21 protein-coding genes and 1 pseudogene are annotated in these 21,576 nt (G+C 67.4%); 11 read left to right on the forward strand and 11 right to left on the reverse strand.

All coding sequences use genetic code 11. The annotated features are described in order from the left end of the window. Positions 1 to 69 precede the first annotated feature (69 nt). Both ABV518_RS00450 and ABV518_RS00455 read left to right on the forward strand, forming a co-directional pair. Positions 70 to 1,179: an LLM class flavin-dependent oxidoreductase gene (locus ABV518_RS00450; RefSeq protein WP_367764867.1), complete on the forward strand. Its 1,110-nt coding sequence runs from the start codon at positions 70 to 72 to the stop codon at positions 1,177 to 1,179. After that, entirely contained in the window at positions 1,179 to 1,640 is a 462-nt protein-coding gene (locus ABV518_RS00455) for a MarR family winged helix-turn-helix transcriptional regulator (RefSeq protein ID WP_367764868.1), read from the forward strand. Before ABV518_RS00450 ends, ABV518_RS00455 begins: the two co-directional genes overlap by 1 nt. A gap of 40 nt (positions 1,641 to 1,680) precedes the next feature. On the opposite strand, the gene ABV518_RS00460 is transcribed toward ABV518_RS00455, so the two are convergent. Beyond that, positions 1,681 to 2,487: a transglutaminase family protein gene (locus tag ABV518_RS00460; protein WP_367764870.1), complete on the reverse strand. Its 807-nt coding sequence runs from the start codon at positions 2,485 to 2,487 to the stop codon at positions 1,681 to 1,683. 72 nt (positions 2,488 to 2,559) lie between these two features. Then, positions 2,560 to 3,357: a hypothetical protein gene (locus tag ABV518_RS00465; protein WP_367764872.1), complete on the reverse strand. Its 798-nt coding sequence runs from the start codon at positions 3,355 to 3,357 to the stop codon at positions 2,560 to 2,562. A gap of 68 nt (positions 3,358 to 3,425) precedes the next feature. Between ABV518_RS00465 and ABV518_RS00470 the strand changes: the two genes are divergently transcribed. From ABV518_RS00470 to ABV518_RS00480, 3 genes are read left to right on the forward strand one after another with little or no spacing between them, the layout of a single operon-like run. Continuing rightward, positions 3,426 to 4,088 carry a DUF1684 domain-containing protein gene (locus tag ABV518_RS00470; RefSeq protein ID WP_367764874.1) on the forward strand — a complete coding sequence of 221 codons (663 nt, stop codon included), beginning with the start codon at positions 3,426 to 3,428 and terminating at the stop codon, positions 4,086 to 4,088. 52 nt (positions 4,089 to 4,140) lie between these two features. Continuing rightward, positions 4,141 to 4,983, forward strand: coding sequence for a fumarylacetoacetate hydrolase family protein (locus ABV518_RS00475; RefSeq protein WP_367764876.1), 843 nt, complete (start codon positions 4,141 to 4,143; stop codon positions 4,981 to 4,983). A gap of 17 nt (positions 4,984 to 5,000) precedes the next feature. Next, positions 5,001 to 5,504 (forward strand): GtrA family protein, encoded by a 504-nt coding sequence (locus tag ABV518_RS00480; RefSeq protein WP_367764878.1) that lies wholly within the window; start codon positions 5,001 to 5,003, stop codon positions 5,502 to 5,504. 14 nt (positions 5,505 to 5,518) lie between these two features. On the opposite strand, the gene ABV518_RS00485 is transcribed toward ABV518_RS00480, so the two are convergent. The 5 genes from ABV518_RS00485 to ABV518_RS00505 are packed head-to-tail and all read right to left on the reverse strand — an operon-like array spanning position 5,519 to position 11,344. Next, a complete protein-coding gene (locus ABV518_RS00485) occupies positions 5,519 to 6,676 on the reverse strand; it encodes a cysteine desulfurase family protein (protein WP_367764881.1) in 1,158 nt (385 codons plus the stop codon). Between the two features lie 7 nt (positions 6,677 to 6,683). Then, entirely contained in the window at positions 6,684 to 7,571 is an 888-nt protein-coding gene (nadC, locus tag ABV518_RS00490; protein ID WP_367764882.1) for a carboxylating nicotinate-nucleotide diphosphorylase, read from the reverse strand. After that, entirely contained in the window at positions 7,564 to 9,324 is a 1,761-nt protein-coding gene (gene nadB, locus ABV518_RS00495; protein WP_367764884.1) for an L-aspartate oxidase, read from the reverse strand. The genes nadC and nadB overlap by 8 nt, the downstream gene beginning before the upstream one ends. Further along, entirely contained in the window at positions 9,324 to 10,628 is a 1,305-nt protein-coding gene (gene nadA, locus ABV518_RS00500; RefSeq protein ID WP_367764886.1) for a quinolinate synthase NadA, read from the reverse strand. The genes nadB and nadA overlap by 1 nt, the downstream gene beginning before the upstream one ends. Beyond that, the gene (locus ABV518_RS00505) at positions 10,625 to 11,344 is read right to left on the reverse strand and encodes an NUDIX domain-containing protein (protein ID WP_367764888.1); all 720 of its coding nucleotides are present in this window, start codon (positions 11,342 to 11,344) and stop codon (positions 10,625 to 10,627) included. Before ABV518_RS00505 ends, nadA begins: the two co-directional genes overlap by 4 nt. Positions 11,345 to 11,594: 250 nt before the next feature. On the opposite strand from ABV518_RS00505, the gene ABV518_RS00510 reads away from it, so the two are divergent. From ABV518_RS00510 to ABV518_RS00530, 5 genes and pseudogenes are all read left to right on the forward strand, one after another. After that, on the forward strand, positions 11,595 to 12,965 hold the full coding sequence (locus ABV518_RS00510; protein WP_367764890.1) for an amino acid permease: 1,371 nt from the start codon (positions 11,595 to 11,597) through the stop codon (positions 12,963 to 12,965). Between the two features lie 17 nt (positions 12,966 to 12,982). Beyond that, positions 12,983 to 13,147: pseudogene (locus tag ABV518_RS00515) on the forward strand (biotin attachment protein); the annotation flags it as partial. A gap of 4 nt (positions 13,148 to 13,151) precedes the next feature. Next, positions 13,152 to 13,979 (forward strand): alpha/beta fold hydrolase, encoded by an 828-nt coding sequence (locus ABV518_RS00520; protein ID WP_367764892.1) that lies wholly within the window; start codon positions 13,152 to 13,154, stop codon positions 13,977 to 13,979. Between the two features lie 123 nt (positions 13,980 to 14,102). Then, entirely contained in the window at positions 14,103 to 14,918 is an 816-nt protein-coding gene (locus tag ABV518_RS00525; protein WP_367764894.1) for a serine hydrolase, read from the forward strand. 95 nt (positions 14,919 to 15,013) lie between these two features. Then, the gene (locus ABV518_RS00530; RefSeq protein ID WP_367764896.1) at positions 15,014 to 15,661 is read left to right on the forward strand and encodes a phosphoribosyltransferase; all 648 of its coding nucleotides are present in this window, start codon (positions 15,014 to 15,016) and stop codon (positions 15,659 to 15,661) included. 93 nt (positions 15,662 to 15,754) lie between these two features. Here ABV518_RS00530 and ABV518_RS00535 read toward each other — a convergent pair whose 3' ends face one another. From ABV518_RS00535 to ABV518_RS00545, 3 genes are all read right to left on the reverse strand, one after another. Beyond that, the gene (locus tag ABV518_RS00535) at positions 15,755 to 17,086 is read right to left on the reverse strand and encodes an MFS transporter (protein ID WP_367764898.1); all 1,332 of its coding nucleotides are present in this window, start codon (positions 17,084 to 17,086) and stop codon (positions 15,755 to 15,757) included. Between the two features lie 151 nt (positions 17,087 to 17,237). Next, positions 17,238 to 18,692, reverse strand: coding sequence for a 4-hydroxyphenylacetate 3-monooxygenase, oxygenase component (gene hpaB, locus ABV518_RS00540; RefSeq protein WP_367764899.1), 1,455 nt, complete (start codon positions 18,690 to 18,692; stop codon positions 17,238 to 17,240). Positions 18,693 to 18,747: 55 nt separating this feature from the next. Then, positions 18,748 to 19,284, reverse strand: a complete 537-nt coding sequence (locus tag ABV518_RS00545; protein ID WP_367764900.1) for a flavin reductase family protein — start codon at positions 19,282 to 19,284, stop codon at positions 18,748 to 18,750. A gap of 162 nt (positions 19,285 to 19,446) precedes the next feature. Between ABV518_RS00545 and ABV518_RS00550 the strand changes: the two genes are divergently transcribed. Continuing rightward, on the forward strand, positions 19,447 to 20,181 hold the full coding sequence (locus tag ABV518_RS00550; protein ID WP_367764902.1) for an IclR family transcriptional regulator: 735 nt from the start codon (positions 19,447 to 19,449) through the stop codon (positions 20,179 to 20,181). Positions 20,182 to 20,202: 21 nt separating this feature from the next. Here the strand turns inward: ABV518_RS00550 and ABV518_RS00555 are convergent, their stop codons facing one another. Then, positions 20,203 to 21,516, reverse strand: coding sequence for an MFS transporter (locus ABV518_RS00555; RefSeq protein ID WP_367765311.1), 1,314 nt, complete (start codon positions 21,514 to 21,516; stop codon positions 20,203 to 20,205). Positions 21,517 to 21,576: the final 60 nt, after the last annotated feature.

Genomic DNA, 21,576 nt, shown 5'->3' on the forward strand with positions numbered 1-21,576 from the left:
TGCATATGCATCTAAATCGGGTATAGTGGTGGTAAGCCCACCACGGACAGCCAGAACGGAAGGCACATCATGCAGATCGGCGTATTCAGCGTCAGCGACATCACCACTGACCCCACCACGGGACAGACCCCCACGGAGCACGAGCGCATCAAGGCCTCCGTGGCGATCGCCAAAAAGGTCGAGGAAATCGGCATGGACGTCTATGCCATCGGCGAGCACCACAACCGCCCGTTCTTCTCGTCCTCCCCCACCACCACCCTCGCGTACATCGCGGCGCAGACTGAGCGGATCACGCTGTCCACCGCCACGACGCTGATCACCACGAATGATCCGGTGAAGATCGCCGAGGACTTCGCGATGCTCCAGCACCTGTCCGATGGTCGCGTGGACCTGGTTCTGGGCCGGGGCAACACGGCCCCCGTCTACCCCTGGTTCGGCAAGAACATCCAGGACGGCGTGGAGCTGGCCATCGAGAACTACAGCCTGCTGCGCCGGCTGTGGGACGAGGACACCGTGAACTGGTCCGGCAAGTTCCGGACCCCGCTGCAGAACTTCACCTCCACGCCCCGCCCGCTCGACGGCGTCGCCCCCTTTGTGTGGCACGGTTCCATCCGAACGCCGCAGATCGCCGAAGTTGCCGCCTACTACGGCGACGGCTTCTTTGCGAACAACATCTTCTGGCCCAAGGAGCATTACCAGCAGCTGATCAGCCTCTACCGCGAACGCTACGAGCACTACGGCCACGGCAAGGCGGACCAGGCGATCGTGGGCCTCGGCGGCCAGTTCTTCATGCGCAAGAACTCCCAGGATGCGGTCAAGGAATTCCGCCCCTACTTCGACAACGCCCCGGTCTATGGCCACGGCCCGTCGCTGGAGGACTTCACCTCGCAGACCCCACTCACAGTCGGCAGCCCGCAGGAGGTCATCGAAAAGACCCTGACGTTCCGCGAGTACTTCGGCGACTACCAGCGCCAGCTGTTCCTGATCGACCACGCCGGCTTGCCGCTGAAGACCGTGCTGGAACAGCTCGACCTGTTCGGCGAAGAGGTCCTGCCGGTCCTGCGCAAGGAGTACGCGGCCCTCAAGCCCGCGCACGTTCCGGACCCGCCCACCCATGCCGGCCGGGTCGCGACGCTGCTGGCCGCGCAGAGCGCCGAAACAACCCCATCGGAGGCGTGATGGCCACCGACGGCGAATCACCGGTCCGGCTTGCCGCGGAGACTTGGGAGTCCCTGTTCCGGGCCCAGGTGGCGGTGATGCGGAAGCTCCAGGCCGGGCCCGCCTTCAGGAAGGTGGCGCTGAACGAGTACGACGTCCTGTTCACGCTCTCCCGCTGCCCGTCGGGCTGGCTGCGGCTGAACGAGCTCAACGACCACGTCCTGCTGAGCCAGTCCAGCCTCAGCAGGCTCGTGGAGCGGCTCGAAAAGCGGGGACTGGTGGCGCGGATGGCGGCCCCTGAGGACGGCCGCGGGGTGCTGCTGAAGCTGACCGACGCCGGCGCCGAGCTGCAAAAGGACATCGGCCGCGAGCACGTCCGGGATATCTCCGGGCTGCTGGGTCCGGCGCTGACGGCAGCCGAGCAGAAGGAACTGAGGCGTCTGACCGAGAAACTGCGCCATTCAGTGGGAGCGCGCCACTAAACGGCGCTTCGGCGGGGCCCGGCGCCGGGAGTCGCCCGGCCTAGCGCAGCACGACGAGCTTGGCCGGGTCCTCCACAGGCAGGTTGCCGTTCACGACGGCGGTGACGCTCATCTGGTGGAGGGTGAGACTTCCGCCGACGGTGGAGAGGAAAGCGGTATCGGCAGAGTCCCGGCCGGCCGTGATCCTGAGCATCGACTCCCGCGGGGCGAGCCCCGTGGGGTCGATGACGTGCCAGGCCCCGTTGACGTGGGCTTCGGCCACGGCGTGGAAGTCCATCGGGCTTAGTCCAGGCGCGTAGACAGCAGTCAGCCGGGCGGGGATGTCCTTGGACCGGAGCAGCGCGATGGCAAGGTGGGCGAAGTCGCGGCAGACGCCGCGGCGGTGCAGGAGGGTATCCACTGCTCCGTCGGTGCCCCGTGATGATCCGCTGATGTACCTCAGCTCGCCGTAAACCCAGTTCCGCACGGCATGCAGCAGCTCCTCGCCGTGGAGCCCGCCGAATTCCGCATAGGCCGTGGGCAGGAGCCGGTCCGACTCGGCGTACCGGCTGGGGCGGACGTAGCGGATGAGGTCCGCCAGCGGTGCCTCTTCGGGGACGGCCTGTCCGGCAACGGACGCCGAATAGTCGACCGTCACCTCGGCAGGGTCCGGGAACTCCATGTAGTGGATCCGGCCCCCATGGTGGTCCGACAATTCAGTCAGCGGAACCTGCGCGCCTTCCACCGTTACCGACAACGATTCCTCGAACGAGGTGTAACCGGGATTCCTGGCCACGGAAATGGCCAGCGCAACCTTGGTGTCGGCGACGGTCCTGAAAACCAGGCGGGCGGAAACAGAGCGGTCCATTGATCTCCGGGGTGTGAGGAAGTGGTTTGCCAGTCTCCGCTCTGGCCCGGCGGGGGTGGGCCGGCAGCAGGACTAGTTCTTGATCTCCAGAGACATTAGCATCCGTTGGACGTTGGCGAATTCGGCGCCCTCGTCCACATACTTCGCAGCCTGGTCCAGGGTGTCAAAGGCCTTGGCGGGAGCCACCTTTTCATCCGGCGCAAACGCCTTGAGGGCCGGAAGGTCCCCGAAGGAATAGTCACCCTTGCCGGCCGGGCCGCGGACCACGTTTCGCAGTTCGCACGCCTGTCCGTCGGCGCCGCCCACGATGTTCGTGATGCCGAAGGACCCGAAGTACCGGTAGCCCTGGATCACCCTGAACACCACATGCGGGGCGATGGTTCCCTCTCCTGCCAGGGCCGGCAGGTCCACGGGCACGCTGCTGATCACGGTGTAGGGGCGGCGCGCCGCCTCCGCGCATTCCTGAGCCGACGGCGGCAGTCCCGTCCGCAGCGAGGCAAGGACGGTTCCGTCCGGCTTCTTTACCTCAACCTTCAGCGCACCTGCCATCGTCCCTTCCTCGGGCGTTACGGACTGGGCGATCCATTCCTCCGGCAGGTCAAAGCTCACCGTCTTGCCGGGATCCGAAAAGGTCTTCCACGCAGCCGAGGTGGCCCCCGCACCTGGCGTCGGCGAACCCTGGCCGCCGGACGTCGTCGGACCCGCCGAGGCCGTGGCCGTCCCTGTCGGGGCCGCGGTTGACGCAGTTGCGTCCGGCTGCGCGGTCCAGGACGGTTCGGCCTGACCTTGGGCGCTGCAGCCGGAGGCCATGCCTCCGCACACGAGCACGGCCATGATCCGGAACCCCAGCACTGCTGTCTTGCGCGTCATGCAGCCAGCGTAGCGCCGGGCGCCGCCGCCGCAAGGTAAGCGCGCTCCGAGGGGCTAGGCTGGTGGCTATGGCGGAAGAGCAGTATGGCGTGGCGGACGACAGTCTGGCGGACATCTCCGCCATCGACATTGCGGATTGGCGCCTGCGGACGTTCTCCCTCTACGAGACGGTCCGGAAAATTTCGGTGGAGAGCCCCGCGGAGGCCCATTCCTATTGGCGGCACGAGCGCGACCGGATGTTCGCCACCCATCCCGCGTCGGCTCTGACCAGACAGGACAAGGCGCGCTTTTCCGGACTCAGGACCGCTGACTACGATCCCATCTACCGCTTCCATGTGCCGCTGACCGGGGAAGGCGCGGGACGGGAAATGTCGGTGGAAACCGCCACCGACGGCGTGGTCAACTTCGTCCGCCTCGGCACCTTCGACCTTCCGGAGATGGGGCAGCTCGCCGTCTGGAAGCTTCAGGGGTATGGCGGCGGCATCTTTGTTCCGTTCAGGGACGCAACAGCCGGGCAGCCCGGCGGCAGCTACGGTGCCGGCCGCTACCTGATCGACACGATCAAGGGCGCCTTCCATGGTGTCCACGGCAGCGGTCCCGGCGCCGAATTCGTGCTTGACTTCAACTTCGCGTACAACCCCTCCTGCGCCTACAACGAGGCCTGGGCATGCCCGCTGGCCGGCCCCTCCAACCGTCTCGCCGTCGAGATCCCTGCCGGCGAACTGTACTGACCGCCCGGCAACCCGGCCCCTGCCGCCGTCGCACGTCCTTGAAGGAATGCTTATGACCACCCCGCTCCGCCTTGCCCGCGTCCGTCCCGTCTCCCCCGCGGCGCCCGGGGAACAGTTCTTTGTGGCCAACAGTGCCGCTGACTTCGCCAGTGACGCCGGCACCACCTGGACCGTGGTGGACACGCCCTTCCCCGGATCCCCGGCCAACGCCGCGAGCCCTGCCCGCGCCGGCTGGACGCCGGGCGACGATGTGCACCAGAGAAGCTTCGAGTTCCTCGCCCCCAGTGTCCCGGCCAACGTCCTGGGCATGGCCCACAACACGGGCGGGGCCGGCCGTGCCCTCCCGCGCCAGGCATTCCACAAGGCCGCCACCAGCGTGATCGGGCCGGGCGACGCCATTGAGCTGGCGTCAGACGCCGGCCATGTTGACCCCGAAGCGGAACTGGCCATCGTGATCGGCCGGAAGGCGCGGGGCCTGACTCCGGACAACGCCCGCAGCGCGGTGCTGGGATTCACCATCGGAAACGATGTGACCTCCCGGGACCTGCAGAAGTCGGACGAGCTCTGGATCAGCGCGAAGAGCCAGGACACTTTCACGCCTGCCGGGCCGTGGATCGTCACGACGCTCGATGTTGCAGACCTGGCCATCGGCATCGTCCACAACGGCACTGCGCTGGCGCCTGCCAGCAGCGCGGACCTGGGCTGGAACGTGGACGAAATCCTGGTGTACCTGACGTCCTTCATGACCCTGCACCCCGGGGACCTGGTCCTGACCGGATTCCCGGCCGAGTGTGCCCCCATCGGCCCCGGCGATACGGTCACCTGCCGCGTGGAGGGCATCGGCGAACTCACCAACCCGGTGAAGGCAGCGTCCTGGGAGGGATCCGCCGCCTGATGTGTCAGGCTTGACCCATGGATTCCCCTGCTGCGCCCGCCGCCCAGCTGACGCAGCAGCCAGGCGTCCAACAAGGCCGCCGGGCACCATCCACACGGCACCACCACGGGATCCTGAAGTTCCCGGTGGTCCGCCAGCTCATCCGCTTCACCGGCGTGGGCATCGTCTGCACGGCCGCATCGCTGGGGCTCTACGCGCTGCTGCGCCCCTGGCTGGGTCCGCAGCTGGCCAATGCGGCGGCCCTGGTCGTGACGTCATTTCTGAACACCGCCCTGAACCGCAGGCTCACGTTCAAGATCTCGGGACAGCGCAGGATGGCCCGCGACCACCTGCACGGGCTGCTGGTGATCGCCGTTGCCCTGGTCATCACGGGAAGCAGCCTCGGCATCCTGCACTGGCTGAAGCCCGAAGCCACTGTTGCTGACGAGCTCTGGACCACCACGCTGTCCGGTTTCCTGGCCACCGCTGTCCGTTTCACCATGCTCCGGCACTGGATCTTCCGCCGCGCCCGGCACATCTAGGATAACGGGGCCCGTTATGCCCGGCCGAGGGTCCGGACGCTCGCGACGGCGGCCAGCACGGCCTGGGCAGCGGCTTCCAGGTCCGCGGCACTGACGGATGAGTCAAAGCTGAACCGCACCGCCGTCTGCGCCACCTCGGAAGGGACGCCGAGTGCCGTCAGGACCGGTGACGGCGCGTCCGAGCCCGCCGCGCAGGCCGAACCGCTGGAGCACACCACTCCTTGCCGTTCAAGTTCGAGAAGGACAGATTCCCCGCTGGTGCCGGGAAAGCAGAAAGACGCCACGGATGGCAGCCGCTTCGTGGGATGGCCGGTCAGGACAGCCCCGGGCACGCCGCCGAGCACCGCCGCCGTGAAGCTGTCACGCAGCGCCGCCACCCGGGCGCCCGGGCCAGTCTGGTCCCGCTGGGCCAGGGTGAGGGCGGTGGCCAGGCCTACGGCTCCGGCGACGTTTTCAGTGCCCGAGCGGCGGCCGCGTTCCTGTCCGCCGCCGTGGACCAGGGGTTCGATCCGGGTCCGTCCGCGGACGTAGAGCACGCCGCAGCCCTTGGGCGCCCCGAGCTTGTGGCCGGAGATACTCAGTGCGTCCACGCCGAGCGCCTTGACGTCCAGGGGCAGCCAGCCTGCGGCCTGGACGGCGTCCGTGTGGAACGGGATGCCCTGCGCCCTGGCCAGCGCCGCCAGTTCGGCGATGGGCTGGACGGTGCCCACTTCATTGTTGGCGTACATCACGCTGACCAGGGCGGTCTCCGGGCGGAGCACGGCGGCGAGCGCCTCCGGCGTCACAAGCCCCGTCCCGTCAACGGGAACCACGTCCACCGCGAACCCGTGGAACCGTTCAAGGTAGCGTGCCGATTCCTCCACGGCAGGGTGTTCGATGGCGCTGACCACTACGCGGTTGAGCCGCGGATCGGCGGCCTGCCGGGCCAGTGCAATGCCTTTCACGGCAAGGTTGTCGGCCTCGGTGCCGCCCGAGGTGAAGGTCACCTCGCCTGCCCTGCAGCCCAGCACGTTTGCGACGGCGGCACGTGCGTCCGCGAGCGCGGCGGCGGCGGCTTCGCCCAGGGAATGATGGCTCGACGGGTTGCCGAACTCTCCGGTCAGGTAGGGCCACATCGCATCCAGCACCTCCCGGCGGACGGGGGTGGTGGCGGCGGCGTCGAGGAAAATCACGGGGCGCTCATCCGACGCTCAGCTCAACGTCCAGGCCCAGGTCCAGTGCCGCAACGCTGTGGGTCAGCCCGCCGATGGAAATGACGTCCACACCGGTGGCGGCGATTCCGGCCACGGTCTGCAGGTTGACGTTGCCGCTGGCCTCCACGCGGGCGCGTCCGCCCACCAGTGCCACGCCGGTCCGGAGCTCCTCCACCGTGAAGTTGTCCAGCATGATGGTGTCCACCCCCGCGGCAAGCACGGGTTCGATTTGGTCAATGCTGTCCACTTCCACCTCAAAGTGCGTGGTGTGGCCCAGCTGTGCCTTGGCTGCCGCCAGGAGGCCGGTGAGTTTGGCGGGGTCGCCGCCGGTCATCACTGCCAGGTGGTTGTCCTTGGCCAGCACGGCGTCGGACAGGCTGTACCGGTGGTTCGCCCCTCCCCCGCAGCGGACGGCAAAGCGTTCCAGGACGCGCAGCCCGGGAGTGGTCTTCCGTGTGTCGGTGATCCGTGCGGCGGTGCCCTCGGTGAGCTTCACGAATTCTGCCGTCTTGGTGGCAATCGCGGACATGCGCTGCACCAGGTTGAGGGCGACGCGTTCGGCAAGCAGGACAGAGCGTGCCCGGCCACTGACCCGTGCGAGGTGCTTGCCGGCGTCGAACGCCTCACCGTCGGCGACCAGCAGCTCCACGTCGGTATCCGGGTCAATGAGCAGCATGGCGTCCCGGAAGACCGTGGCGCCGCTGAAGACGCCGGGGACCCGTGCGTTCAGGACCGCCGTCGCCCTGGCCTCCGCCGGGATGAGCAGCTGCGAGGTGATGTCACCGGCGGGGGCGTCCTCGGCGAACGCCCGCTCCAGGATCTCCCGCACAGGCGCCGTGGGGAGTGCCAGGTCAAACACGGTGGATTCAGTCATGGACAAGGCTCGCTTTCGGGCGGGTTAGGCAGGTGTCTTCAAATTCTTCATGGAGGCCGGCGGTCTCGGCCGGGCTGTCGCTCCGGTAGTGGGCGCCCAGGGACTCGGTACGCCCCCGGGCCGCATCCACCAGCAGACGCGCGGCCAGCAACAGATTGGCATCCTCATGCCCCCGCGCGTCACCATCAAGGGGCACCAGCTCAGGACGGACGACGCCGGCCCATCCCTCAAGCGCGGCCCCCGCCTCCCCCAAAAGCACCCCGTTCCGAAGCACCCCGGCCTTGGCAGTCATCACCCGCCGCAAAGCGTCACGCGAGAAGGGCGCTGGCTCCGTGCCATCGAACCCATGTGGCAGCTCCGGAGGTCCCGACAGCGCAGTTGTTGCGTGAGCGCCCGCACCGGCCGCCGAGCTTGCGAGGCGGTTGCCGGTGCGAGGCGGGAGCGCAGGCGCCGAGGGACCTGCGGAGCTGCTACCCAAAAACGCCTCAACAGCGCGACGCCCAAAGACAAGCCCTTCGAGCAGTGAGTTGCTGGCGAGCCTGTTCGCACCCTGGACGCCGGTGCAGGCGACTTCGCCGGCGGCGTAGAGCCCGGGGACGCTGGTTCTGGCGTGGAGGTCGGTGGCGACGCCGCCCATCCAGTAGTGGGCGGCCGGGGCGACGGGCACAAGCTCGCGGGTCCAGTCGAGGCCCGCGGCGCGGGTCCTGGCACTGAGGGTCGGGAACCGGCGCGCCAGGAAGCCTGCGCCCTTGGCAGCCTCGATGACGGTCGCGTCGAGGTAGACGTGGCCGTTGGGGTCGCCAAGCTTGGCCAGGTGGAGGGCGATGCTTCGGGACACCACGTCGCGGGGGGCCAGTTCGGCGTCCGGATGGTATTCGGGCATAAAGCGCCGGCCCCGGGAGTCCAGCAGGATGGCGCCCTCGCCGCGGACGGCCTCCGAGATCAGCAGCGGGTCGGCGTCCGAAGCGGCCTGCGTCCGGGCGGGTACCAGGCAGGTGGGGTGGAACTGGAAGAATTCAAGGTCGGCGACGGCGGCACCGGCACGCCACGCGAGGGCGAGTCCGTCGGCGGTCGCCACCGCCGGGTTGGTGGTCTGGGCGAACAGCTGGCCTGCGCCGCCGGTGGCCAGCAGCACGGCATCCCCCCGGATGGCAAGGCTCCGGCCACCATGGCTGTACCTGACACCGGTCACCCTGTCACCGGATTTCACCAGTTCGGTGGCCAGGGCATGCCCGATCAGCCGGATCTTTCCTGCTGCCTGCCGCGACAGCACGGCGGTGACCAGGGCGTGGACTACGCCCGCCCCGGTGGCATCGCCGCCGGCATGGAGGATGCGCGGCGCGGAATGGGCGGCCTCCAGGCCAAGGGCGGGCCCGCCGTCGTGGTCCTGGTCAAAATGAACACCAAACCGCACCAGGCCGGCAATGTCGTGGCGCGCCTCGGTGCAGAGCACGCGGACGGCCTCGTGGTTGCAGTGCCCGGCACCCGCGGCAAGGGTGTCTGCGATGTGCGCAGCCACGGTGTCGCCTGGCGCGGGTTCGTCCAGCACGGCCGAGATCCCGCCCTGCGCGTAGAACGTGTTGCTGTCCGCGAGCGCGCCCTTGGTCAGCACCACGACGTCGGCGCCCGCCTCCGCCGCCAGCAGGGCGGCATACAGGCCGGCTATGCCGCTTCCGACGACGATCAACCGCTGCGGGGACGGGCTGCGGTCAGCAGCGGCACGGGTCTGTCCGACGGCTGGGATCGCGGTCATTACGGCCTGGCGGCGAGCATGCGCTCGAGCGCTGTCCTGGCGTTCGCCTGCACGGCGTCCGCGACGGTGATGCGGTTGACCACGCGGCCTGCCACCAGCTCCTCCAACACCCAGGCGAGGTAGCCGGGGTGGATCCGATACATCGTGGAGCAGGGGCAGATCACCGGATCCAGGCAAAAGATGGTGTGCTGGGGGTATTCGGCGGCGAGCCGGTTGACCATGTTGACTTCAGTGCCGATGGCGAACGTTGTGGGTTCGGTGGCGGCGGCGATGGCCTTTTTGATGAAGTCGGTGGACCCTGCGGAGTCCGCGGCGTCCACCACTTCCATGGGGCATTCGGGGTGCACGATCACGTTGACGCCGGGGAAGTCGGCGCGGGCCTTCTCGATCTGGGCCACGTTGAAGCGTTTGTGGACCGAGCAGAAGCCATGCCAGAGGATGACGCGGGAATCCAGCAGGGCCTGTTCGTCGTTGCCGCCGAGTTCCTTGCGGGGGTTCCACATGGGCATCTGCTCCAGCGGCACGCCCATGGCCTTGGCGGTGTTGCGGCCCAGGTGCTGGTCCGGGAAGAACAGGACGCGCTGGCCCCGTTCGAAGGCCCATTCCAGGACGGTCTTGGCGTTGGAGGAGGTGCAGACGATACCGCCATGCTCACCGCAGAAAGCCTTCAGGGCTGCGGAGGAATTCATGTAGGTGACGGGGATGACAGGAACCCGGCCGTCGGCGTCGGGCTCGGTGCCGTAGATCTCCTCCAGCTGTTCCCAGCACTCTTCAACGGAGTCCGTGTCCGCCATGTCCGCCATGGAGCAGCCCGCGGCCAGGTTCGGCAGGATCACGGCCTGCTCCGGCCGTGACAGGATGTCCGCCGTCTCGGCCATGAAGTGGACACCGCAGAAGATGATGGCCTCTGCATCGGGCTTCGTCAGTGCGGCGTTGGCCAGCTGGAACGAGTCACCCACGAAGTCGGCGTACTGGATGACCTCGTCACGCTGGTAGAAGTGGCCCAGGATCACGGCACGCTCCCCCAGGACGTCCTTCGCCGCACGGATCCGCCGGTCCAGTTCGGCGTCGCTGGCCAGTTTGTACTCCTCGGGCAGCTGCCCCTGGCGGGGCGTGGCCGCCGGGGCAACATCGGCGCTGGACGCACCCGGGCCGTAGGCGGGAATGCCGGCAAGGGCTTCGGCGAGGTCGTAGTCCCAGGGGCCCTTGGCCAGCGCCGGGCTGCACGTGGTTCCGGCTTTGCTGCCGGCCGTTTCGGCCTGTTCGCGCGTGATCAGCTGGATTGCTGTGTTGACGCTGCTCATGGTGTGCTCCTGTTATCTGGGTCGAGGCCGGGGCGGCCGGTGAAGCGGTAGAGGCGGGGCGGGCGGTGCTTCCCGCCCTGGAGGTATTCGCCGGTTTCTTCAATCTCCGGTGTGGAGGTGATCTGGCGGCGGAAGTTGGCGGGGTCCAGCTGGCGGTCCAGGACGGCTTCGTAGACTTCCCTGACCTGGGCCAGGGTGAAGTACTCACCCAGGAAGTGGTAGGCGATGGAGCCGTACGCCAACTTGTTCCGCAGCCGCCACAGGGCGTAGTCAACGATCGCGTTGTGGTCGAAGGCCAGGTCACCGACGCGGTCGGCCCGGAACCACCTGACGTTCTCTGATTCGTCGGCGAGGGCGGCTTCGGTGGGCTGCACCAACGCCCAGTAGACGATGGAGACAACGCGCTGGCTGGGCGAACGGTGCAGGCCGCCGAACGCGTACAGCTGCTCAAGGTAGCTTGGCGCCAGGCCGGTGGTTTCCTGCAGGTTGCGTGACGCCGCGTCCTGCAGGGATTCCGAATGGGTCAGGGGTCCACCGGGGAGCGCCCACAGATCCTTGTACGGTTCACGGATGCGGCGGACCAGCGGGATCCACAGCGTGGGGCGGCCTGACTTTTCACTGGGGCGCAGGGCGAAAATGACCGTGGAGATCGCGAGCGACGGGGGCGCGCTCCGGCGCTCCGCCACATTGGCTGCACTGGTGTACACGATTCCCACCCCGCTCTCCCTGATTAGTTAAAGTCACATTGACCAGAACTAATTCTAAGCCCCGCCTGTCCCGAATCAAAATGTTTCTGCCAACACGACGTCATCGGGGCGGGAAGTGGCGGCCGCGGACGTGCCAACCGCGTGTTCCATCACCGAGGAGGCCCGCAGGACCGTCCCAGCTTGGGCGCCGGTTGCCGAGGCGGTAAATTCGAGTGGTCCCACGAGGACCACCAACTACACCCCAAGAAGGTTTAAAGGCATGACAATGAAGTCCACGCAGGTGCGGCCGGAAACCCACCTCGGCCACAGCATGAAACCGCGCCAGCTCACCATGATGGGGCTGGGGAGCGCGATTGGCGCCGGCCTCTTCCTGGGCTCCGGCGCAGGAGTGCAGGCCGCCGGGCCGGCCGTGCTGGTTTCGTACCTGGTGGCGGGCACGCTCATCATCCTGGTGATGTGGGCGCTGGGCGAAATGGCCGCAGCCAACCCCACCAGCGGCGCGTTCTCGGTGTACGCCGAACGCGCCCTGGGGAAGACCGCCGGCGCCACGGTCGGGTGGCTGTGGTGGCTGCAGCTCGTCGTGGTGATCGCCGCCGAAGCCCTGGGCGCGGCGGGACTGCTGTTCTCCGTCTGGCCGGTCATCCCCGTCTGGGCCCTCGCCCTCATCTTCATGGTGGTCTTCACCGCCATCAACCTGGCGGGGGTGAAGAACTTCGGGGAGTTCGAGTTCTGGTTCGCCATCCTCAAGGTCGCGGCCATCGTTCTCTTCCTGGCGGTCGGCGCCGCCCTGCTCCTGGGGATCCTTCCCGAGGTCGCGTCGCCGGGACTTTCCAACATCACCGAAAACTTCGCCCCCGCAGGCCTCGGCGGGGTGGCCACCGCCCTGTTTGTGGTGATCTTCGCCTTTGGCGGCACCGAGATCGTTTCCGTGGCCGCGGCGGAGACCGAGGACCCTGAACACAGCGTCGGCAGGGCGATCAAAACCGTCGTGTGGCGGATCCTGGTCTTCTACATCGGCTCCGTCTTTGTTATTGCGGCGGTACTGCCGGCCACCTCGGAAGGCCTCGCGTCGCCGTTCGCAGGAGTCCTCGACGCCGCGCGGATCCCGGGTGCCGGTACGGCAATCACCCTGGTCGCCGTCATCGCGCTTCTCTCCGCCCTGAATGCAAACCTCTACGGCGCCTCGCGGATGGTGTACTCGCTGTCAGAGCGCGGAGAGGCGCCGCGGTTCCTGTCCCGGCTGAGCGGGGCGAGCGTGCCCGTGCTGGCCGTCGGTGTTTCGGTGGCCTTTGGTTTTGCTGCGACTGTCCTGGAACTGCTGTTCCCGGAGCGGATCCTGCCGGCCCTCTTCCAGCTGGTGGGTTCCACCTGCCTGGTGGTGTGGGGCACTGCCCTCGTCTCGCAGCTGATCCTGCGCCGCCGGGCCGACCGGGCCGGGACTCCCCTGCCGCTGCGGATGAAAGGCTTCCCGGGGCTGACGATCCTTGGCCTGGTCCTGCTGGGCCTGATCTTCGCCGTCGGCTTCAGCGCGGAAAGCAGCCGCATCCAGCTGCTCAGCACCTTCGCCCTGGTTGCCTGCCTCGCTGCGGCGTGCTGGATCGGCGCGCGGCTCACCTCCCGCGGGCGCTAAGGTCGAGCGGAACCAGTAAAGTGGTGCCTACCTTCGGTGGGGCAGGCGACAGGATCAATGTCGGCGATCCACCGATCGTGTTCGAGGTGCCGGACAATACCGCCGGAATCGTGGGCACGGTCCCGAAGGACGAGGCACCGAAGCGCCGGGTCCGCCTGAGCGCCGTACTTGATGAGGACTGACACCATGAGCGGCAGGCACACCGGCGAGATCCATTCCCACACCGTTGAGGGCACCGACCCCCAGCTCTACGTGCAGGTGCACGAGCCCCAGACCGACGCCGGACTCAGGCCCGTCCTGCTGCTCCACGGTTTTTCCTCCTCCAGCAAACTCAACTGGGAGGACACCGGCTGGGTGCCTGCCCTGCTGGAGGCCGGACGGCGCGTCATCACCGTGGACCTGCCGGGCCACGGCCGCAGCGGCGCCCCGGAGGACCGGGACTCCTACTCCCCCAGCCGCATCCGCGCGGACCTGCTCCAGATCGTGTTCGACGCCGGCGTCCGGCCACTTCGCGACGGCGACCCGGCCAGCGGCCTGGACGTGGTGGGCTACTCGCTGGGCTCCCGGCTCGCCTGGGAATTCGGCGCCACCCAGCCGGAGATTGTCCACCGGCTGGTCCTGGGCGGCCCGAACGTCGCCGACCCGCTGGCCGCCTTCGACCTGGTGGCCGCCCAGCGGTACCTCGCCGACGGAACTCCAATTGCCGACGAGTCCACGGCCGGGCTGCTGAAGATGGCCATGCTGCTGCCCAGCAACAATATTTTCGCCCTGCTTTCCCTGGTTGAGGCAATCAAGGACGAACCATACGATCCTGCCGAAGCCGTCCCGCACATGCCCATGCTCCTCGTGGCAGGCGACAAGGACGAGCGGGCCGCCACCATGCCGCAACTGGCGGAGCTGGGCACAAAGGCCGGCTCGATGCCCGAGCAGCTGCTGCTTCCGGGCCGCAACCACACCAATGCGATCACCAGCAGGGCATTCAAGCAGGGCGCCATCAATTTCCTGGCGGTCTGATCCCGGAGTGCCGTGGCCTGACAGGGGTTTCATAGCTCCCGCATAGGTTCCGTTGGTTGGATCGGCAGATGCCCGATCCTCTCCAGCCGCGCGCCCGCCGCCTTACGCCGCCGTTCGGTCCTGGTGGCCGCCGCGGCGTTCCTCGCCGTTGTCCTCATCGCCGCCGCCTACAACCTGGCGCATGCCCTGCCCTGGCCGGGATCGGCGTCGCGCGCTGCAACGGGCGCCGACTCCCGTGCCGGCACTGCCCGGATTGATGCGGGCCTGGATACAGCCATCAATGGCATCATCGGCGCCAACGGCGAGTACCAGGTGGGGGTTGCGCTGCTGGATACCGACGGCGGGGACCTGCACCAATATGGTGTGGAGGAACCGTTCGAGGCAGCCAGCACGGCGAAGATTCTGACCGCTGCGGCCTACTACAGCCTGGTGGAGGACGGTTCGGCGTCGCTCGATGATCCGCTGGGCGCCTACACCTCGGGGTTCCAGATCCAGGCGATGGTCCAGGACAGCAACAATGATTCGTGGAGCCTGCTGATGGACGCCGTCGGCCTGTCCCGGCTCTCGGACTACGCGGCTTCCCTCGACATCAGCTACGACGCCGAGGTGAACACTCTCTCCACCGCCGACATGGCCCACCTCCTCGCGGAACTTTCCGAAGGCAGGCTCCTCAACCAGGAGCACACGGCGCAGCTGCTGTCCTACATGCAGGACACCAACTACGAAGACCTTGTTCCGGCCGCGGTCCCGGCTGGCGTGACGGTGTTCCACAAATATGGACTCCTCGACGACGAACTCCACGATGCCGCCATCCTCTCCGCGTCCGAAGGGACCTACGTCCTGGTGGTCTACACAAAAGGCGCCGACTTGAGCGATGTCCCGCAGCGGACGGCCGTGATCCATGAGATCACCGAGGCCGTCACCGCCGTCCTTTTCTGACCCCGCAGCCCCGTCCCGGACAGGCGCCGGCTTCCCGTCACGGCAGTGGCAGAAGGTAGGCTGGAAGCGGGGCGGATTCAGCCGGAGAGGGAACAATGAGCACGCGTTTTGAAGACCGCACGGATGCCGGTGAGCGTCTGGCCGCGGTGCTGACGCAGTTCCGGGAACGTCCCGACGCCATTGTCCTGGGGCTGGCGCGCGGCGGGATCCCGGTGGCCGCAGCCGTTTCGAAGGCCCTGTACCTGCCGCTCGGTGCGGTGCTGGTCCGGAAGCTGGGCATCCCCGGCCACGACGAGACCGCTTATGGCGCCCTGGCCTGGTCCAACGGGCGCGTTGTCCGGCTGCTCAACAGGCCGCTGATGTCCCGGGTCCTGGAACACGGTGTCCGCCAGGAATGGCTGGATGAGGTGGAGCACAGGGAACGCGCCGAGCTCCTCCGCCGGGTTGAAACGTACCCAGCCATCAGGCATGACCTCACGGGGAAAACGGTGCTGCTCGTCGACGACGGCCTGGCAACCGGAGCCACCATGCGGGCCGCCGTCGAAGCTGTCCGGTCCGGCGGCGCAGCCCGCGTTGTGGCGGCGGCGCCTGTTGGTTCAGTGGAGGCTGAAGCCGCCGTCGCCGCCGTCTGCGATGCTGTCCTCTGCCTGCACCTGCCGGGCAAGTTCCGCGCCGTCGGCAGCTTCTACCGCCGTTTTGAGCAACTGACGGACGAGGACGCCATCAGCCAGTTGGACCAGTAGTCGCCGGCTCACCCGCCCGTTAACGGACACCAGGCACGGACCACGTGGTCCGTGCCTGCTGTCGAAACGTCCGCGCTGTTGCCCGGCCGGTCCCTAGTGGTGGCTGATTCCCAGCGGGCGGCCCTTGGTTTCCTTGGCCAGCAGGACGCCGGCGGCCGAGATCACGCACAGGATCATGATGTAGATGCCGATCGACCCGGTCCACTTGGTGCTCTGCAGCAGCGACTCCGCGATGGTGGCCGCAAAGGCTCCGCCGAGGATGGCGCCAAAGGCGTAGCCGATGGAGATGCCGGAGTACCGCACGTTGGCCGGGAACATCTCGGCGTACATCGCGGACATGGGTCCGTAGGACAGGCCGAGGCCCACGGTCAGGACAAACAGTGCCACGCCGTAAAGCACGATGTCCTTGGTGTCGATCAGGGCGAACATCGGGATCATCCACGCAAACACGATGCCGTAGCCGATCAGGAAGGTTTTAACCCGGCCGATCCTGTCGGACAGCCAGCCGCCGACCAGGGTGAAGATGAGCCACCCGAAGGATGCCAAGGTGGTGGCCAGCAGGATCTGCGGGGTGGGCATCTTCAGTGTCCGGGTGGCGTAGGAGATGAAGAACGCGATCAGCAGGTAGCCGGCGGCGTTGTTGCCGATGAAGATCATGGTGGAGTAGAGGACAGCCTTCTTGTGCTTCCGGATGAGCTCGCCGAGGGGCGCCTTGCTGGCTTCCTTGCGGGCTGCCATCTCCTTGAACACCGGGCTCTCGGCCACGGCGCGGCGGATCAGGTATCCGACCGCGATCAGCACGATGGACAGCAGGAACGGAACCCGCCAGCCCCACGTGCCGAAGTCCTCCTTGGACATGCTGCTGTTGAGGAAGAACAGCAGCCCGGTGGCCAGGATCATGCCTACGGGAACACCAATCTGCGGGTAGGCACCGAACAGGCCGCGCTTGTTCAGCGGTGCGTGTTCGACCGCCATCAGCGCGGCACCGCCCCATTCGCCGCCGGCGGAGAAGCCCTGGACGATTCGGAGGGTGATCAGCAGGATCGGTGCCCAGACGCCGATGTCGTTGTAGGTGGGCAGCATGCCGATCAGCGCCGTCGCGGCACCCATCATGAGCAGGGTGAACACGAGCATGGCCTTGCGCCCGAGGCGGTCACCGAGGTGGCCGGCGACGACGGCGCCCAGCGGGCGGAACAGGAAGCTGATGCCGATCAGGGCGAAGGACAGGATCTGCGCCAGGCCGGGGTTCGAGGCCTGCAGCGGGGTGAGGAAAAGCGGCGACAGCAGCGTCCCCGTCAGCTGGGCAAAGATGAAGAAGTCGTACCACTCGATGGTGGTGCCTACGAGGGTCCCGGCCAGGACCTTGCGTTCTTCCCTCCGGGTGCTGGGCCCGGCAAGTGAATCCACCAAAGAAGGTGTGGTCATTGAAACTCCATTGTTTAAGGCAGGGGTGCTGCCAGGTGAAACGCCTTCATGATTACCGACAGAACGGTCAGTTAGTTAGTAGGGTACTACGAAAATGTGAGAGAGAACACGCCCGCGGGGATTTTTCGGCCCGCCGCGGCAGCCGGAGGCCTCAGTCGTCCCGGGACAGGAACTCCCTGACCCTGGCACGGACGGGCCCGCGGTCGTAGGAACTGACGAGGGCGCCGGCCATCCGGACGGGGTCGCCAAAGAAGAAGTACTCGTAGAGCGCCTGCCGTCCCGAGAACGAGGAGACACTGGCATCAAACGCCAGCTTGAACAGCCTCACGCGTTCCGGGCCCGTGAGCGTCTTGGCCTGCAGGTACAGCTCGATGTCTTCCAGTGCCTCGCCGGCGACGTCGGCTTCGCCGGGAAGCGCCATCAGGCCGGAGGCGGAAAACTTCCGGATGATCTGGGGGAAGCGCTGGGCAACCTTGGGATACCAGTTCCGGGCAGCATTCAGGGTGGACCACTTGGGCAGCATCACGCCGTCGTCGTTCAACGCAGCCTCCGCTTCCGACGCGGCCATCAGCGCCTTGCCGATCTCAACCGTCTGGATCAGCTCGGCGAGATCCTCCTGGATGTGCTGGAAACCGTCGATGCCGATCGCATCCGCAATTTCGGACGCAAGGCCCAGGTAGAACTCGCTCTTGGCGATGGTGCGCGTGACCACCTGGTGCGTCATGAGTGCTGCGGCACCGGTTTCGGAGTAGAAGACGTTACAGAGTTCCGGATGCCCGAGCATGAAGATCCGCTCATTGGGGACGAAGGTATTGTCAAAAACGACGACGGCGTCCATCTCCTCGTAGCGGCTGGCCAGCGGTTCGTCGTGCCTGCCTCCGCCGTGGTGCAGCGAGGTGCGGCACAGGTACCGGACGCCTTCGGCGTCGTTCGGGACCGCGAAGGCATACGAATAAGGGGCGTCCTCGGGCGTCCCGCGCAGGATGGTGGACGGGAACACCAGGAGCTCGTCCGCTATCGGGGCGATAGTGGCCAGCATCCGGGCGCCGCGGACCACGATGCCGTCCTCGCGCTCCTCGACGACGCGGGCAGACAGCTGGCCGCCCAGCTGCTCGGATCCCGACACGGAGCGGTTGGCCTGCGGCGGAATCAGGGTGTGGGTGGCAAGGAGATCGTTTTCGCGGCAGTGCTCGTAGTACCTGCGGATGTTTTCACCGAACATCGGGTCCACCTGCCCGAACCACTTTTCCGAGGCGGCAAGCGCGGTCAGCGCACTGTTCATGTAGTCCCCGGTCCGGCCAAGGAAGCCGTTGGAGTACTCCGCCCAGGTCCTGGTGGCAGCTCGTCGGTGGGCCAGATCCTCCTTGGTCCGCGGGACCAGGAAGGAAGCGCTGACCTTGTCACCGGTAGTGGGCGAATCGTAGGTCAGCGCCGCAGCATGCCGGGGCTCGTGCTGCATGTCAAAGAGCCGGGCGTACGTGCGTGCCACGTTGGCGAAGGACGGGTGGTCGGCAACGTTCGAGGTGACCGCCTCGCCGTCGATCATGACGTGCGGGGTCATGGAATTGAGCTTGTCCAGGTACTGCTGGCCGGTGCGGATGCCCATCGTGTTTCCTCCAGTCGTCGTTGAACTGCCACATGCTTTCCTGCGGCGGGCAGGGTCAGAGGAGGTTCTCCATCCCCAGCTGGCTCTCCGGAATGATGGTGAAGCTGCTGTTTGCGAAGGCCAGCGCGTCACCGCTGCGGTAATTGAAGTCGGCCACCTCGCCCACGTAGAGGGTGTGGTCTCCCCCGGGGTAGGCGGCCCAGGGCGTGCACTCGAACCAGGCCAGGACCCCTGACAGCCGCGGCGCCGTGCCGCCTTCAACCCACAACGGTTCCGGTCCCGGACGGCCGGCGAAATGCAGGGCCAGCTGCCGCTGTTCAGCCCCCAGGATGTTGACGGTGAACGGCCGCCCCGCCAACTCATCGTGGGCCCTCGCGCTGCGGGCAATGCTGACCAGGACCAGGGGAGGATCCATGGATACGGCGGTGAAGGAGTTGACCGTGATGCCGTGACGCCTGGTGGCGCCGTCGAAAGTCACAATGGCCACTCCGGTGGCGAACCTGCCCAGGCTGCCGCGGAAATGGTGCGACCGCGGGGCCGACGTCCTGCGGGCGGCTGACGGATCGGCCGTGTTCCGTGAATCGGAAATCATCTTGATCCTCAACATAGAACCTGTGATCGCCCCGGCGCTGGACCCTGGTCGGATCGAGTTCTATATTTGAACTAGTAATTCTTATATAGGACGCTACTCGGATGAGGACGGCAGCACAAGAGCCGGCCGGCCACGCGGCCGCAGCCACTTAGGATGGACACCATGAACCCCACAGCCGCCGCCCCCGCGGGAGCAGCTCCCGCGCAGGCGTCGCCGTCGCAGACCCTCTCGCGGGGCATCAGGGCGCTCGAAATCCTGGCCGCAGCCCAGAACCCGCTGACCATAGCCGAGCTTGCTGATGCCATGGGCGTGCACCGGTCTGTCGCGTACCGGATCCTGCGGACGCTGGAGGACCATTCACTGCTGGTACGGGACGACGCCGGCCGCGTGCAGCCTGGTCCCGGCCTGGCGGTCCTCGCCCGGGGCGTCTCGCGCAACCTCCAGACCGCGGCCCTGCCTGAACTCACCCACCTGGCCAACACCCTGGACATGACGGCCTTTGTGGCCGTGTGGGACCACCTCGACTGCATCACGCTGGTGACCGTGGAACCGCGGCACTCCAGCGCGACGGTGGCCCAGCACCCGGGCACCCGGCATCCCGTCAGTGCCGGAGCACCCGGCATCGCCATCCAGTCAGCGCTGACCGAGGCGGAGTGGGCACAGCTTGCGCCGGGGATCCCCTACCGGCCCGAGGCAGCCGACGCCCGCCGCACAGGCTACTCCGCCAGCCATGACGAGGTCATCGCGGGCGTGTCATCGCTGGCCGCACCGGTGCGCGTTCCTGGCGGACGCCCGGCCGCGCTCGCCGTCGTCTACATCCGGTCGTCGCACGATCCGGCTACTGTGGGCGCTGCCATCGCCGCAAGCGCGGCCCGGATTGAACGCCAGCTGGCCTGACCGCCGCTGCGGCGAAGCGGCTTAGGCCCGCTTCCTGCGGAGCACGACGGCGGACGCGGCACCCAGCAGGACAAGGGCAGCCGCCGCGGCAACCGGCACCAGGAACGCCACCGAATAGCCGTGCGCCTGCGCCAACTGGCCGGCCACCGCGGAACCGGCGGCGGTGCCTGCCACAATGCCGCTGGCCAGTGCCGTCATGACGGTTCCCTGCCGGCCGGCGGGGGCGATGAGGCCGCCGATCGCGAAGACCGTCACCATGACCGGGCCAACCGGGATGCCCAGGACCAGAAGCACCAGCACCATGCCCGTCGCCGTCGTGGGGACAAAGAGCAAAAAGGCCAGTGCCGCCATCAGCACAGCCCCCAGCAGCCACCGCGCTGAGACGCTTAAGCGCTGCGGCCAGTAGGCCACGGACAATGCTGCGACGGCGGAGCTCACGCCCATCACGGCATACAGCAGGCCGGCAATTTCCGAGGTGGCAAAGCCTGCCGAAAATGAGCTGAGCGCTGTCTGCGTCGAGCCAAAGAAGGTGCCCATGCAGACCATGGCCAGGACCGGCAGCGCCACCGCCAGCGGAATCCTGGCTGGGATGACCTTCGACCCGCCGTCTTGCCTGGCCGGAGCGCGGCGGTGGATGGGCACGGCCCGGTGAGTCCGGTGGACGGCGAACGCGGGAACAAGGGTGATCGTCAGGGCAGCGGCAAGGGCAAGGGGAAGCCACGGTGCCACGAGGCTGGCCAGGATTCCCACCAGGGCAGGCCCCAGGACAAAGGTGAGTTCGTCCGCGGTGCTCTCGTAGGACAGGGCGGTGTCGAGGTCCTTTTTGTTCGCAGCTTTGCTTTTGGCGGCCGCACTGCTTTGCGGGCTGTGGGACGTCAGTGCCATCCACCGGACCCGTGCCAGCGGGCCGACCTGCGGGCAACTGGCCCCCGAAACAAACGCGGCGGCGAGCAGGGCCGCGGGGAAGGCCCCGGCCGGGGTCATGGCGTAGGCTGCGGCGACCAGTACGAGCACAGCAAGGGTGTTGAAGAAGGCTGCGACCAGCAGGACCGGGCGCTGGCCCCGCCGGTCGGCCAGGGCCCCGAGCACGGGTGCGCCAATGGCAGAGCCGATTCCGACCGCACCTGCTGCCGTGCCGCCCACGGCGTACGAGCCGCTGACCGAGGTCACCAGGGTCAGGGTACCGACGGTGAGCATGGCCAAAGGCAGGCGGGCGAAGAGTCCCAGGGGAACAAAGCTGCGGCCGGCCAGCTGCGGAAGCCGGGCAAAGCGGCCTTTTGCGGACGGCTGGGGAGCGTCGTCTCCAGGGCCTTCAGGCCGGAGGCCGTGCTGCAGGGAAGGTGTTGTAGGGAGGGTTGAAGGATTCAAGGTTCCGGGTTCGTTCGTTCATGCGCA

This window comes from Arthrobacter sp. HS15c, from assembly GCF_040812005.1.
Classification (GTDB): domain Bacteria; phylum Actinomycetota; class Actinomycetes; order Actinomycetales; family Micrococcaceae; genus Arthrobacter.

Bases quoted from the DNA above. Each gene is read 5' to 3' on its own strand.
- nadC (WP_367764882.1), bottom strand. From the start codon at position 7,571: ATGACTGAATCCACCGTGTTTGACCTGGCACTCCCCACGGCGCCTGTG.
- ABV518_RS00550 (WP_367764902.1), top strand. From the start codon at position 19,447: ATGAACCCCACAGCCGCCGCCCCCGCGGGAGCAGCTCCCGCGCAGGCG.
- ABV518_RS00475 (WP_367764876.1), top strand. From the start codon at position 4,141: ATGACCACCCCGCTCCGCCTTGCCCGCGTCCGTCCCGTCTCCCCCGCG.
- ABV518_RS00465 (WP_367764872.1), bottom strand. From the start codon at position 3,357: ATGACGCGCAAGACAGCAGTGCTGGGGTTCCGGATCATGGCCGTGCTC.
- nadB (WP_367764884.1), bottom strand. From the start codon at position 9,324: ATGACCGCGATCCCAGCCGTCGGACAGACCCGTGCCGCTGCTGACCGC.
- ABV518_RS00535 (WP_367764898.1), bottom strand. From the start codon at position 17,086: ATGACCACACCTTCTTTGGTGGATTCACTTGCCGGGCCCAGCACCCGG.
- nadA (WP_367764886.1), bottom strand. From the start codon at position 10,628: ATGAGCAGCGTCAACACAGCAATCCAGCTGATCACGCGCGAACAGGCC.
- ABV518_RS00530 (WP_367764896.1), top strand. From the start codon at position 15,014: ATGAGCACGCGTTTTGAAGACCGCACGGATGCCGGTGAGCGTCTGGCC.
- ABV518_RS00460 (WP_367764870.1), bottom strand. From the start codon at position 2,487: ATGGACCGCTCTGTTTCCGCCCGCCTGGTTTTCAGGACCGTCGCCGAC.
- hpaB (WP_367764899.1), bottom strand. From the start codon at position 18,692: ATGGGCATCCGCACCGGCCAGCAGTACCTGGACAAGCTCAATTCCATG.
- ABV518_RS00510 (WP_367764890.1), top strand. From the start codon at position 11,595: ATGACAATGAAGTCCACGCAGGTGCGGCCGGAAACCCACCTCGGCCAC.
- ABV518_RS00450 (WP_367764867.1), top strand. From the start codon at position 70: ATGCAGATCGGCGTATTCAGCGTCAGCGACATCACCACTGACCCCACC.
- ABV518_RS00520 (WP_367764892.1), top strand. From the start codon at position 13,152: ATGAGCGGCAGGCACACCGGCGAGATCCATTCCCACACCGTTGAGGGC.
- ABV518_RS00455 (WP_367764868.1), top strand. From the start codon at position 1,179: ATGGCCACCGACGGCGAATCACCGGTCCGGCTTGCCGCGGAGACTTGG.
- ABV518_RS00470 (WP_367764874.1), top strand. From the start codon at position 3,426: ATGGCGGAAGAGCAGTATGGCGTGGCGGACGACAGTCTGGCGGACATC.
- ABV518_RS00480 (WP_367764878.1), top strand. From the start codon at position 5,001: ATGGATTCCCCTGCTGCGCCCGCCGCCCAGCTGACGCAGCAGCCAGGC.
- ABV518_RS00545 (WP_367764900.1), bottom strand. From the start codon at position 19,284: ATGATTTCCGATTCACGGAACACGGCCGATCCGTCAGCCGCCCGCAGG.